The sequence below is a fragment of the Streptomyces finlayi genome (assembly GCF_014216315.1).
In the GTDB taxonomy this organism is placed as follows: domain Bacteria; phylum Actinomycetota; class Actinomycetes; order Streptomycetales; family Streptomycetaceae; genus Streptomyces; species Streptomyces finlayi_A.
Genome location: NZ_CP045702.1, coordinates 6,097,194 through 6,110,580, shown reverse-complemented (window position 1 = coordinate 6,110,580; position 13,387 = coordinate 6,097,194). Strand labels below are relative to the sequence as shown.

The window sequence follows — 13,387 nt, the reverse complement described above, 5'->3', positions numbered from 1 at the left end:
AAGGAACCCGGCCTGTAAGGAACCCCACAAGCACAGGCGATTTTAAGGATCACCTACAGGTTCACATGGGACACTCCTCGACGATGGACGTATCAGGGACGCAGCTCAGAGCGGTTCGCGCGGCGCTTTTCACAGCGCTCGTCGTGACGCTCTCGGCTGCGTCCCACGTGCTGCTGTCGCGTGTCCCGCTGCCGCTGACCGTGCTCGCCCTGATGGCCGGCGCCGTCTTCGCCGTGGCTTTCGCGCTGGCCGGCCGTGAGCGCGGCTTCTGGGCCATCGCGGGGCTGCTGGTTCCGCTGGAGCTGGCCGCCGACACGGTGTTCACCACCGGCCAGCACCTCTGTTACGGCGCTGCGGGCGGCCCGGTCGCGGGTCCCCTGCGCTCCGTGGGTCTGGACGTCCTGTGCGGGGGTGGCGAGGCCGGAGCGGGTCCGGCCCGGCTGACCGGTGTCGGCGCGGTCGGCGCCCCGCTCGCCGGGGTGACGGGCGCGGGCGACCGCGCGGCCGCCCTGCTGGCCTCGCCCGGCCCCCTGGTGCCATGGCTGCTGCTCGCCGCCCATATGACCGTGGGCCTGCTGGCCGCGGCCTGGCTGAGCCGTGGCGAGGCCGCGCTCGCCAGGCTTTTCCGCGCGGCGGGCGCAGTCGCGTTCCGTCCGCTGCTGGTCGCGTTCGCCGTGACGGGGAGCACCCGCCGCCCCGTGCGGCGCGGCACTCTCCCCGTAGGGCACCCGCACCCGCTCTTTCCCGCCCGGCTCCTGGGGCACTCCGTGGGACGGAGAGGACCACCGCGCTCGGCCCACGCCTGAGCACGCATGTCCCCCGCACGACACCACGCACATACGGAGATCCACCATGAGCAAGCGCAACACCCAGACGAACAAGGCCGCGGCCCGCGAGCGGCTGCGCGCGGAGCGTGAGCGGCAGGTCAAGAAGGACAAGGCGCGCAAGCAGATCGTCGTCGCCGTCTCGGTCGTCGCCGTGCTGGCCGTCGCCGGCGGCATCGGCTACGGCGTGATGCAGCTCAACAAGCCCTCCGCCTGGAAGGCCGCCGCGGACGCGAAGAACGTGACCGTTCCGAAGAACACCTCGGGCGACGACGGCACGACCGTCCTCATCGGCAAGCCGGCCGCCAAGAAGACGCTCGAGCTGTACGAGGACTCGCGCTGCCCGATCTGCGCGACCTTCGAGCAGTCGCTCGGCGAGACGGTCGCGAAGGACGTCGACGCCGGCAAGTACAAGGTCAAGTACGTCGGCGCGACCTTCATCGACAACTCCGACAACGGCGAGGGCTCGAAGAACGCCCTGAGCGCCCTGGGCGCGGCACTGGATGTGAGCCCCGAGGCGTTCATGGACTACAAGGCCGCGCTGTACTCCGCGAAGTACCACCCGCAGGAGAGCGAGGACAAGTTCGCCGAGGACAGCTACCTGATCGAGGTGGCGGGATCGGTGGACGCGCTGAAGGACAACGCCGCGTTCGAGAAGAACGTCAAGGACGGTACGTACGACGGCTGGGCGATGAGGATGTCCAAGGCGTTCGACAAGAGCGGGGTCGAGGGCACGCCGACGCTGAAGATGGACGGCAAGGCGGTCACCGCGGAGGGCAGCAAGAACGCGCCGATGACGGTGGCGGAGTTCAACGCCGCGGTCGCCAAGGCGCTCAAGGCGTAGCGAGCCACCCCCCGGAGCGCGGGCACCCAGGTACCCGGGCGTAATTCCGGACGGCGAATTCCCGACGGGCGGGCGAACTTCCGTTTTTCGCCCGCCTGTTCGTCCGAATCGACTGTCAGGGCGCTCTACCGCTCAGTAGGGTCGTGGCCCGTGACCAGTCGACAGTTCTTCGCGCCCACCCGCCGTACGGTGGTCAGAGCCGCCGCCGCCACGGCGGTCGCCGCCCCCGTCCTCGCCTCCGCGACCAGTGCCCGGGCCGCCGGGGCCGCAGCCTTCCTTCACGGGGTCGCCTCCGGTGACCCGCTGCCCGACGGTGTCCTGCTGTGGACCCGCGTCACGCCGACGGCCGACGCGGTGCCCGGTTCGGGACGCGGCGCCGACACCGCCGTGCGCTGGGAGATGTCCGAGGACGCCGCCTTCACCCGGATCGCCGCACAGGGCACGGTCGTCTCGCGCGCCGCGTCCGACCACACGGTCAAGGCCGACGTGCGCGGGCTGCGTCCGGCGACGGCGTACTTCTTCCGTTTCACGGCGGGCGACGGGGAGCAGGCCCACTCCCCCGTCGGCCGGACCCGGACGGCGCCGGCCGCCGGTGCGGCCGTCCCCGGGGTGCGGTTCGGCGTGGTGTCGTGCGCCAACTGGGAGGCCGGCTGGTTCTCCGCGTACCGCCATCTCGCCGCCCGTGCCGATCTCGACGCGGTGCTTCATCTCGGCGACTACCTCTACGAGTACGCGTCCGGGGCGTATCCGGCGCAGACCGAGGGCGTACGGCGGCACGAGCCCGCCCACGAGATCCTCACCCTCGCCGACTACCGCGCCCGGCACGGGAAGTACAAGACGGACCCGGATCTCTGTTCCCTGCACGCCACCCACCCGGTGATCGCGATCTGGGACGACCACGAGTTCGCCAACGACGCCTGGGCCGGGGGCGCCGAGAACCACACACCGGGGACCGAGGGTTCCTGGGCGGAGCGTGTGGCGGCGGCGAAGCAGGCGTACTTCGAGTGGATGCCGGTCCGTGCCTCCACCGAGGGCACCGTCTACCGGCGTCTGCGCTTCGGTGCCCTCGCCGATCTGCATCTGCTCGATCTGCGCAGCTTCCGCTCCGAGCAGTCGTCGGTCGGCAACGGCGCGGTCGACGACCCCGAGCGCTCCGTCACCGGCCGGGCGCAGCTGGACTGGCTGAAGGCGGGCCTGGCCGGATCGGATGCCGCCTGGCAACTGGTCGGCACGTCGGTGATGATCTCGCCGGTCGCGTTCGGCGCCCTGCCGGCCCATCTGCTCGCGCCGCTCGCAGGTCTGCTCGGGCTGCCCGGCGAGGGTCTGGCCGTCAACGTGGACCAGTGGGACGGATACACGGACGACCGCAGGGAACTGATCGCACATCTGCGGGCGCGGGCGGTCAGGAACACGGTGTTCCTGACCGGCGACATCCACATGGCGTGGGCCAACGACGTGCCGGTGAGGGCGGCGACGTATCCGCTGTCGGCCTCGGCGGCGACGGAGTTCGTCGTGACGTCGGTGACCTCGGACAATCTGGACGACATCCTGCGCGTCGCCCCGCAGACGGTCTCGCTGGTCGCGGCCGCTGCGGTCAGGTCCGCCAATCGCCATGTGAAGTGGGTCGATCTGGACTCGCACGGCTACGGGGTCCTCGACGTGACCGCCGAAAGGTCGCAGATGGACTACTTCGCGGTCTCCGACAAGCGGAATCCGGACGCCACGTCGTCCTGGGTGCGCTCCTACCGGACGCTGAACGGCACCCAGAAGATCGAGCGGGCCGACCGCCCGGTGCACTGACCGATCAATTCCAGCCATCCGCCGTCAGGTTAAGGACGGGTCACATCGTGACGGCGGGTGGCGGAGGCCGGTGGCTGAATGCGGACACACCACCCGTCGGGGTAACCCCTGACGTTACGTACTTGTCTCAATCCTTGGTACGGACCGCAGGCTTTCTCCCAAATACCCGGATACGCGCCACGAATCATTGGGCTGAATCGCTTCTCTTCAAGACATGACATGGCCACGTAATCTCCCGGCGGCGGGTGAGGAAGTACCTCCCCCACATGTCCGCAAGGAGTCACCGTGCGCGCTCTTGTACGCATATCGCCCCGACTGCGCCGTCACGCACTGAGCACCGCCGTACTGGCTGGAACTCTGGCACTGGCTCCACTCTCCGCCGTGCCCGGCAGCGCCGTCGCCGCACCCTCCACGACCCTGTCGGCCGAGGAGTGCGAGGAGCCCTCCGGCACGAGCGCGACCGCTCGTGAGGCGCGCCCCGGCGGATCCGACCACGCCGCCGAGCCCAACGAGGTGAGCGCCGCCAAGGCCAAGGCCATGGACGCCGACCTCCAGAGGAAGCTCGCGGACCGCCGCGTCAACGGCCAGGCCCTCGCAGCCGGAGCGACGATCCCGGTCTACTTCCACGTCATCCACTCCGGGACGACGGGCAAGCTCAGCGCGGCCCAGGTCACCAACCAGATGAACGTCCTGAACGCCGCGTACAGCGGTGCCGGAACCGGGAACACCGACTCCGGCTTCCGCTTCACCCTCGCCGCCACGACCTACACGGACAACGCCGCCTGGTACAACCTGTCCTCCGGCTCCACGGCCGAGAAGGCCATGAAGAGCTCGCTCCGCCAGGGCGGCGCCGGAGCGCTCAACGTGTACACCGCCAACCTCGGCGGCGGCCTGCTCGGCTGGGCGACCTTCCCGAGTTCGTACGACTCCAACCCGTCCATGGACGGCGTGGTCCTCCTCGACACCTCGCTGCCGGGCGGCTCGGCCGCCAACTACGACGAGGGCGACACCGCCACCCACGAGGTCGGCCACTGGATGGGGCTCTACCACACCTTCCAGGGCGGCTGTAACGGAAACGGCGACTACGTCACCGACACCCCGGCCGAGAAGAGCCCCGCCTACGCGTGCCCGACCGGCCGTGACAGCTGCGCCAGCAAGACCGGCGTCGACCCCATCCACAACTTCATGGACTACACCTACGACGCGTGCATGACCCAGTTCACGACCGGTCAGGTGTCACGCATGAGCCAGTACTGGACCGCCTACCGCGCGGGCTGACCACCCGGCACCGCACGGAACGAGGGCCCCGCGCACCCGCGCGGGGCCCTCGCCGTGTCCCCGCGCACCCCCTACAGCGTGGCCAGGAACCCCAGCGCGACCTTCCACGCCTGCTCGGCCGACGCCTGGTCGAAGTCGGGCAGCTCCGGGTCGGTGAACAGATGCCCGGCCCCCGGGTAGCGGTAGACCTCCACATCGGCACCGGTCCGCTGCATCTGGAGGTACCAGGACGTCAGCCAGTCGTGCGACTCGAACGGATCGGGGTCCGCGACATGCAGTTGTACGGGCAGCTCGTCCACGGACGCGCTCTCCGCGATGTCCGAGGTGCCGTGGAACAGCAGCAGCCCGCGCGCCTTCGCGTCACCGAGGGCGAGGGTCTGGGCCGTGGACGCGCCGAAGGAGAAGCCCGCGTACACGAGTCCCTGGTCGGAATAGGGTGCGGCGGCCAGCACGGCACGCCGCAGCAGCTCGTCCTTGCCCACCTGCTCCTTGAAGGCCATGCCTTCCTCGGCGGATTCAAAGGTGTGCCCCTCGAAGAGGTCGGGCACACGCACGACGTGCCCCGCGGACCGCAGTCGCTCCGCGGCCGCATGCACCGCGGGCCTCAGTCCGTACATCGAGTGGAAAAGCATGATGTTCATGAGGCCCATGGTGCCAGCTTTACCCCTGAGCTTGGAGGACGAGGGAATGGAGAACGTGCTGCGCCCGCTGCTGGTCGTGGTCGGTGTGCTGGTGATCACCCTGCTGGTCGGCTGGCTCGTCGACCTGCTGCTCCGGCGCGCCGACACCCGGCACGGGGAGACCCCTCTGTGGGGCCTCCTGCGCCGCTGCCGGCTGCCGCTGCAACTGGTGCTGTGCACCGTGCTGCTGAGCGCCACCTACACCCAGACCCGGCTGGAGCTGGTGCAGCGGCACCGGGACGGGATCGGTCAGGCCTTCACCCTCGTACTGATCGGGGCCTCGGCCTGGCTGGTGGTCAGGGTCGCGGCGACCGTCGTCGAGGCGTCGTACAGCCGCTACGCGACGGCAACGCGCGATCCGGCCAAGGTGCGCCGGGTCCGTACACAGGTGACGCTGATCCAGCGGGTCGTCATCGCCGTCGTGGCGACCGTCGCGACCGCGGCGATGCTGCTGACGTTCCCGGCGATGAAGACGGTCGGCACGTCGATGCTCGCCTCGGCCGGTGTCCTGGGCATCGTCGCGGGTGTCGCCGCCCAGTCGACGCTCGGCAACCTCTTCGCCGGGTTCCAGATCGCCTTCGGCGACATGGTCCGCATAGGCGACACGGTGGTGGTCGACGGCGAGTGGGGCACCATCGACGAGATCACCCTGACCTTCCTCACGGTGCGGACCTGGGACGAGCGGCGGATCACGATGCCCGTGTCGTACTTCACCAGCCAGCCGTTCGAGAACTGGTCGCGCGGCGGGGCGCAGATGACCGGCACGGTGTTCTTCCACCTCGACCACTCGGCGCCCGTCGCCGCCATGCGCGAGCGGTTGCGGACCGTTCTCGGCGAGTGCGCGGCCTGGGACGGCCGCGACTGGTCGCTCGCCGTCACGGACACCACCCCCTCGACGATCGAGGTACGCGCGGTGGTGACCGCGAAGGACGCCGACGAGATATGGACGGTGCGCTGTGCCGTACGGGAACAGCTCATCGGCTGGCTGCGCGACCACCATCCGTACGCGCTGCCGCGCATCGCGACCTCGCCCGCGGCACTGCCTCCGGGTGAGCAGTGGCCCACCCAGGCCTCTCCGGGCGACCGGGACTCCGCCAGGAAGGAGACCCCGAGCGGCGGCAGGGCCCCGCGTACCGGCCGGGGCTGACACCGGGCGGCTGCCTCGGCGCGGGAAGACGGGCCGCTTGTCGTGGCGGCGAACTGCCGCCAGGACATCCCCTTGACGGACGGGTCCTCCGGAGACGTCGCCCTCCCTCGACCGGGCGGGCTTCGCATTCGGGCCCAAGCGGTCAGAGGACGCGGCGCATCGACCGGTGGGGAATGCCCGCGTCGGGAAATTCGGCCCCGTACGCCACGTATCCGAGCCGCTCGTAGAAGCCGAGTGCGTGGGTCTGGGCGTGCAGGTCCACGGCGGCCAGGCCGAGCGCGCGTGCCTCGTCCTCGATGGCGCGCACCAAGGCCGCTCCGACGCCGAGGCCGCGGGCGGCGCGGGTCACCGCGAGCCGGCCAAGCGCGCCGACGGTGAGGTCGCCGCCGGTCCTGTCACCCGCCGCGGCGCCGTGCAGCAGCCGCCCCGTACCGAGCGCGGAGCCGTCGGCGGCGACTGCCAGGACATGGACCGCGGTGGCGTCGAGGGAGTCGTACTCCAGTTCCTCGGGCACCTGCTGCTCCCCGACGAAGACGTCCTTGCGGACCTGGAAACAGGCTGCGCGATCGGTCTCGTCGAGCGCCCTGCGCGTGCTGTACGGGGCGGGCGTGCCGGTCATTCGCTCTCTGCCGCGATCTTGTCGAGGGCCTGCTGGAGGTCGTCCGGGTAGGTGCTGGCGAACTCGACCCAGCTGCCGTCGGAGGGGTGTTCGAAGCCGAGGCGCACGGCGTGCAGCCACTGCCGGGTCAGGCCGAGGCGCTTGCCCATCGTCGGGTCGGCGCCGTAGGTGAGGTCGCCCACACAGGGGTGGCGGTGCGCGGACATGTGCACCCGGATCTGGTGGGTGCGGCCCGTCTCCAGCTTGATGTCGAGGAGGCTGGCCGCGCGGTACGCCTCGATGAGGTCGTAGTGCGTGACGGAGGGCTTGCCCTCGGCCGTGACCGCCCACTTGTAGTCGTGGTTGGGGTGGCGCCCGATGGGGGCGTCGATCGTGCCGCTCATCGGGTCCGGGTGGCCCTGGACGAGCGCGTGGTACTTCTTGTCGACGACCCGGTCGCGGAACTGCGCCTTGAGCAGCGTGTAGGCCCGCTCCGACTTGGCGACGACCATCAGCCCGGACGTGCCGACGTCCAGCCGGTGCACGATGCCCTGACGCTCGGCGGCACCGGACGTGGAGATCCGGTACCCGGCCGCGGCGAGACCGCCGATGACCGTGGTGCCCGTCCAGCCGGGGCTCGGGTGGGCGGCCACGCCGACCGGCTTCATGATGACGACGATGTCGTCGTCGTCATGGACGATCTCCATGCCTTCGACGGGCTCGGCGATGATCTGGACCGGAGCGGCTGCCTGTGGCATCTCCACTTCCAGCCAGGCACCGCCGTGCACCCGCTCCGACTTCCCGGCAACCGAACCGTCCACCTGGACCTTCCCGGCGGCTGCCAGCTCTGCGGCCTTCGTGCGGGAGAAACCGAACATCCGGGAAATGGCGGCGTCGACACGCTCGCCTTCCAGGCCATCGGGTACGGGCAGGGTGCGGACCTCGGGATGCGTACTCACCTGTCGAGTATGCCTTGCGCCCGCTAGTCCTTGTGCACGGTGCCGTCGGGGTCCAGGCCCTTGAAGGAAAGGATCACGATCAGGATGCCGCCGCAGACGATCGCGGAGTCGGCGAGGTTGAAGACGGCGAAGTGCGCGGGGGCGATGAAATCGACGACCGCGCCCTCGAAGACTCCCGGCGCCCGGAAGATGCGGTCGGTGAGGTTTCCGAGCGCGCCCCCGAGCAGCAGCCCGAGGGCGATGGCCCACGGCAGGCTGTAGAGCTTGCGGGCCAGCCGGGCGATCACCACGATCACCGCGGCGGCGATGAACGTGAAGATGATCGTGAACGCCTCACCGAAACCGAACGCGGCCCCCGCGTTCCGGATGGCGTCGAACTTCAGCCAGTCACCGAAGATCTCGATGGGTGCCTGGTGCTCCAGCTTGGCGACCACGATCATCTTGCTGATCAGGTCCAGCAGATAGGCGACGACGGAGACGACGAAGAGCACGAGGATCTTCCGCTTGCCCTTGCCGCCGCCGGTGCCGTCGGCGGCCGCGCCCTCGCCGTCCGACGCCTCGGCCGGCGCTGCCGTGCCCTCAGCGGGCTGCTGGGCCGCGGCCCCGTCAGCCCCCTCAGCATCAGGGATATCCGGCGTATCGATGATGCGCTCCGCCTCTGCCACGTGAGTCCCTCAACCTAGGTGCCTGACTGAGGACGAGGGTACGACACACCTCTGCCGTTCAGCCGCGCCGCTCCTGCTTCTGCTTGTCCTCCACGCACAGCGTGGCCCGCGGGAACGCCTGCATCCTCGCCTTGCCGATCGGCTTCCCGCAGACCTCGCACAGTCCGTACGTACCCGCGTCGAGCCGCGCGAGAGCGCGTTCGCTCTGTTCCAGCATCTCCTGCGCGTTGGCCGCGAGGGAGAGCTCGTGCTCGCGGGTGATGTTCTTGGTGCCCGTATCGGCGTCGTCGTCGCCCGCTCCGTCACCGGAGTCCCGCATCAGCCCGGCGAGGGCGGCGCCGGACGCCTCCAGCTCGCTGCGCAGCCGCATGACCTCGCCGGACAGCCCCGTCCGGGCCTCGGTGACCTCCTCCTGCGTCCAGGGGTCCTCGCCCGGCCGTACGGCCAGGTCCCCCGGCGCCGTGGCCGCCGCTACGCGGGCCTGGGGCACCGCTGTCGCGCTCTTCCCGGCAGTCGCCGTGGTCCGGCTCGCGCTCTTCTTGGCTACCACCGTGTGGGCTCCCGTCTGCTCGGCGGCCTCGGCCGCCTCCGTCGCCGCCTTCTTGGCGGGTGGCTTCCCGGCAGCGGTCTTCTTCACCGCGGCCTTCTTCACTGCTTTCGCGGCCTTCTTCACCGCTTTCCTGGCGGCCTTCTTCGCGGCCGGTGCCTTCCCGCCCGCGCTGGTCTCCGGCACCGTCTCCCCGGTCGTGTCCGCGGCTGCCGCCACCGTGGATCCCGCGGACACCGTTCTCGATACGGCGGTCTTCCTCGCCACCATGGCCGCGGCCCCTTCACATAGGGTGATCTTGCTCGCGAATCGTGCTGGGACGATAAATCGACCCCAGCTCCGCGGCAACGGGGCACGCCGCCCGTTCGCCCCTCCCCGTACCCGGGCGCGGCGCGCTTGCATCCGTTGTTCCCAGCTCCCCGCCCGGTAATCCGACCCCCGGGGGCCCGCCGGAACTCCGTCCGGGCCCATCTGGCCATTCGGGTCACGCCCCGCCCCGCGGTTGAACCGGTCGGCCGTCGGCCGTACGGGCCCGTACACTGGCCCCAGCGAGAGGCGTGGATGGGACGAGTAGCGTCGTACGCAGCCAGGAGCGACCCGGGGACGGTGAAAGCCCGGGGGCGAGCGCGTCGTGAAGATCACCCCGGAGCCGCCGGAAGAACGCCGCAAGGCAAGTAGACCCGGCATCGCGACCCCAATGAGGGGGCCAAGGGCGACACCACGCCCGGGGCCAAGGAGGGTGGTACCGCGGGAACCGCACGGTTCTCGTCCCTCCGACGGAAGTGGAAAACGTCCGCCGGAGGAAGCCCGCCCATGACATCGCCGCAGTACCACCAGGTACCCGCCCAGGTCGACCTGCCCGCGCTGGAGCACGCAGTGCTCGACTTCTGGCGCGACAGCAAGGTCTTCGCCAAGAGCCTCGAACAGTCCGAGGGCCGCCCCGAGTGGGTCTTCTACGAGGGCCCGCCGACCGCCAACGGCATGCCGGGGGCGCACCACATCGAGGCCCGCGTCTTCAAGGACGTCTTCCCGCGCTTCCGCACGATGCAGGGCTACCACGTCGGCCGCAAGGCCGGGTGGGACTGCCACGGTCTGCCGGTCGAGCTCGCGGTCGAGAAGGAACTGGGCTTCAACGGCAAGAAGGACATCGAGGCGTACGGCATCGCCGAGTTCAACGCCAGGTGCCGCGAGTCCGTGACCCGCCACACCGACGCCTTCGCCGAGCTCACGACCCGCATGGGGTACTGGGTCGACCTCGACGACGCGTACCGCACGATGGACCCGCAGTACGTCGACTCCGTGTGGTGGTCACTCAAGGAGATCTTCAACAAGGACCTCCTTGTCCAGGACCACCGCGTGGCCCCCTGGTGCCCCCGCTGCGGAACCGGCCTCTCCGACCACGAACTCGCCCAGGGGTACGAGACGGTCGTCGATCCCTCCGTCTTCGTCCGCTTCCCGCTGACGAGCGGCCCACTGGCCGGCGAAGCCGCCCTGCTGGTCTGGACGACCACTCCCTGGACGCTGGTCTCCAACACCGCCGTCGCCGCGCACCCCGACGTCACCTACGTCGTCGCGACGAACGGCGAGGAGAAGCTCGTCGTCGCCCAGCCGCTGCTGGAGAAGGCACTCGGCGAGGGCTGGGAGCTCACCGGCCGGTCGTTCACCGGCCGCGAGATGGAGCGCTGGACGTACGAGCGTCCCTTCGCGCTCGTCGACTTCCCCGCCCCGGCGCACTACGTCGTCAACGCCGAGTACGTCACGACCGAGGACGGTACGGGTCTGGTCCACCAGTCCCCCGCCTTCGGCGCCGACGACCTCGTCGTCTGCCGCGCCTACGGTCTCCCGGTCGTGAACCCGGTCCGCCCTGACGGCACCTTCGAGGAGGACCTGCCGCTCGTCGGCGGCGTCTTCTTCAAGAAGGCCGACGAAGCGCTCACCGCCGACCTGGACGCCCGCGGCAAGCTCTTCCGCCACGTCCCGTACGAGCACAGCTACCCGCACTGCTGGCGCTGCCACACCGCGCTGCTCTACTACGCGCAGCCGTCCTGGTACATCCGCACGACGGCCGTCAAGGACCGCCTGCTCCAGGAGAACGAGAAGACCAACTGGTTCCCGGACTCGGTCAAGACCGGCCGGTTCGGCGACTGGCTGAACAACAACGTCGACTGGGCGCTGTCCCGCAACCGCTACTGGGGCACGCCGCTGCCCATCTGGCGCTGCGAGGACAACCACCTCACATGTGTCGGCTCGCGCGCCGAACTGACCGAGCTGACGGGTACCGACCAGTCCGGCCTGGACCCGCACCGCCCGTTCATCGACGAGATCACGTTCACCTGCACCCACGAGAACTGCCGGCTGGAGGCCTACCGCGTTCCGGAGGTCATCGACGCCTGGTACGACTCGGGTTCGATGCCGTTCGCGCAGTGGGGCTACCCGCACCAGAACAAGGAGATCTTCGAGAGCCGCTACCCGGCGCAGTTCATCTCGGAGGCCATCGACCAGACCCGCGGCTGGTTCTACACGCTGATGGCGGTCGGCACGCTCGTCTTCGACAAGTCCTCGTACGAGAACGTGGTCTGCCTGGGCCACATCCTCGCCGAGGACGGCCGCAAGATGTCCAAGCACCTGGGGAACACCCTGCAGCCGGTCCCGCTGATGGACCAGCACGGCGCCGACGCGGTGCGGTGGTTCATGGCAGCTGGCGGCTCGCCGTGGGCCGCGCGAAGGGTCGGTCACGGCACGATCCAGGAGGTCGTCCGCAAGACGCTCCTCACCTACTGGAACACCGTCGCCTTCCAGGCCCTGTACGCCCGTACGTCCGGCTGGGCGCCGTCCGGGGCAGATCCGGCCCCGGCGGACCGCACGGTCCTGGACCGCTGGCTGCTCAGCGAACTCCACGCCCTGGTCGACCAGGTGACGCAGGCTCTGGAGAGTTATGACACCCAGCGCGCCGGCAAGCTGCTCTCCGCGTTCGTCGACGACCTGTCCAACTGGTACGTACGCCGCTCGCGCCGCCGCTTCTGGCAGGGCGACAAGGCCGCGCTGCGCACCCTGCACGAGGTCATCGAGACGGTCACCCGGCTGATGGCCCCGCTGACGCCGTTCATCACGGAGCGGGTCTGGCAGGACCTGGTCGTCCCGGTCGCCCCGGACGCACCCGAGTCGGTCCACCTCTCCTCGTGGCCGAAGGCCGACCTGCCGTCGATCGACCCGGACCTCTCCACGCAGATGGCGCTGGTGCGCCGCCTGGTCGAGCTCGGCCGCGCGACGCGCGCGGAGTCGGGGGTCAAGACCCGGCAGCCGCTGTCCAGGGCGCTGGTCGCGGCCTCGGGCTTCGAGGCGCTCTCCACCGAGCTGCGCGCCCAGATCACGGAGGAGCTGAACGTCTCGTCGCTGGCCTCCCTCTCGGAGGTCGGCGGCTCGCTGGTCGACACGACGGCGAAGGCGAACTTCCGCGCCCTGGGCAAGCGCTTCGGCAAGGGTGTCCAGGCGGTGGCGAAGGCCGTCGCCGACACGGACGCCGCCGCGCTCTCCCTGGCCCTGCGCGAGGGCACCGCCTCGGTCGAGGTGGATGGTGAGACGGTCACGCTCTCCCCCGACGAGGTCATCATCACGGAGACCCCGCGCGAGGGCTGGTCCGTGGCCTCCGACTCGGGCGCGACGGTCGCCCTCGACCTGGAGATCACTCCGGAACTCCGCCGCGCCGGCCTGGCCCGTGACGCGATCCGCCTGATCCAGGAGGCCCGCAAGAACAGCGGCCTGGACGTGGCCGACCGGATCGCGGTCCGCTGGACGTCCACGTCCCCGGCCACGGTCGAGGCCCTGACCGAGCACACGCCGCTGATCGCGGACGAGGTGCTGGCGGTGGACTACGCGGAGGGCGAGGCGGACGACACGTACGGCACCCCGTTCGAGGACGAGGGCCTCTCCCTCACCTTCCGCCTGCGCAAGCAGCGGTAACGAGCACAGTCGAGGGCCCGGCCGGAGCGATTCCGGCCGGGCCCTCGGCTTGTTCCCCTTCAGCCCCTTCCCGTGACCGGGGCTC

At 70.2% G+C, this 13,387-nt stretch carries 11 protein-coding genes; 6 read left to right on the top strand and 5 right to left on the bottom strand.

Translation table 11 applies throughout. The features are described from left to right. The first annotated feature begins 83 nt into the window (after positions 1-83). From F0344_RS27940 to F0344_RS27925, 4 genes are all read left to right on the top strand, one after another. Positions 84-806: a hypothetical protein gene (locus F0344_RS27940; RefSeq protein WP_185301398.1), complete on the top strand. Its 723-nt coding sequence runs from the start codon at positions 84-86 to the stop codon at positions 804-806. A gap of 46 nt (positions 807-852) precedes the next feature. After that, positions 853-1,668, top strand: coding sequence for a DsbA family protein (locus F0344_RS27935; protein ID WP_185301397.1), 816 nt, complete (start codon positions 853-855; stop codon positions 1,666-1,668). Between the two features lie 150 nt (positions 1,669-1,818). After that, entirely contained in the window at positions 1,819-3,468 is a 1,650-nt protein-coding gene (locus F0344_RS27930) for an alkaline phosphatase D family protein (RefSeq protein ID WP_185301396.1), read from the top strand. Between the two features lie 285 nt (positions 3,469-3,753). Then, positions 3,754-4,746 carry a zinc metalloprotease gene (locus F0344_RS27925; RefSeq protein ID WP_258050143.1) on the top strand — a complete coding sequence of 331 codons (993 nt, stop codon included), beginning with the start codon at positions 3,754-3,756 and terminating at the stop codon, positions 4,744-4,746. Between the two features lie 71 nt (positions 4,747-4,817). On the opposite strand, the gene F0344_RS27920 is transcribed toward F0344_RS27925, so the two are convergent. Continuing rightward, positions 4,818-5,396 (bottom strand): dienelactone hydrolase family protein, encoded by a 579-nt coding sequence (locus F0344_RS27920; RefSeq protein ID WP_185301395.1) that lies wholly within the window; start codon positions 5,394-5,396, stop codon positions 4,818-4,820. Between the two features lie 37 nt (positions 5,397-5,433). On the opposite strand from F0344_RS27920, the gene F0344_RS27915 reads away from it, so the two are divergent. Then, positions 5,434-6,573: a mechanosensitive ion channel family protein gene (locus F0344_RS27915; RefSeq protein ID WP_185301394.1), complete on the top strand. Its 1,140-nt coding sequence runs from the start codon at positions 5,434-5,436 to the stop codon at positions 6,571-6,573. Positions 6,574-6,715: 142 nt separating this feature from the next. Here the strand turns inward: F0344_RS27915 and F0344_RS27910 are convergent, their stop codons facing one another. Genes F0344_RS27910 through F0344_RS27895 form a run of 4 tightly spaced genes read right to left on the bottom strand, consistent with a single transcriptional unit; the run spans position 6,716 to position 9,612 of the window. Next, the gene (locus F0344_RS27910) at positions 6,716-7,192 is read right to left on the bottom strand and encodes a GNAT family N-acetyltransferase (RefSeq protein WP_185301393.1); all 477 of its coding nucleotides are present in this window, start codon (positions 7,190-7,192) and stop codon (positions 6,716-6,718) included. Beyond that, on the bottom strand, positions 7,189-8,130 hold the full coding sequence (locus tag F0344_RS27905) for an RluA family pseudouridine synthase (RefSeq protein WP_185301392.1): 942 nt from the start codon (positions 8,128-8,130) through the stop codon (positions 7,189-7,191). Before F0344_RS27905 ends, F0344_RS27910 begins: the two co-directional genes overlap by 4 nt. 23 nt (positions 8,131-8,153) lie before the next feature. After that, entirely contained in the window at positions 8,154-8,795 is a 642-nt protein-coding gene (gene lspA / locus F0344_RS27900; protein ID WP_185301391.1) for a signal peptidase II, read from the bottom strand. A gap of 58 nt (positions 8,796-8,853) precedes the next feature. After that, the gene (locus F0344_RS27895; RefSeq protein ID WP_185301390.1) at positions 8,854-9,612 is read right to left on the bottom strand and encodes a TraR/DksA family transcriptional regulator; all 759 of its coding nucleotides are present in this window, start codon (positions 9,610-9,612) and stop codon (positions 8,854-8,856) included. Between the two features lie 543 nt (positions 9,613-10,155). Here F0344_RS27895 and ileS point away from each other — a divergent pair. Further along, positions 10,156-13,302, top strand: coding sequence for an isoleucine--tRNA ligase (ileS, locus tag F0344_RS27890; RefSeq protein WP_185301389.1), 3,147 nt, complete (start codon positions 10,156-10,158; stop codon positions 13,300-13,302). Positions 13,303-13,387: the final 85 nt, after the last annotated feature.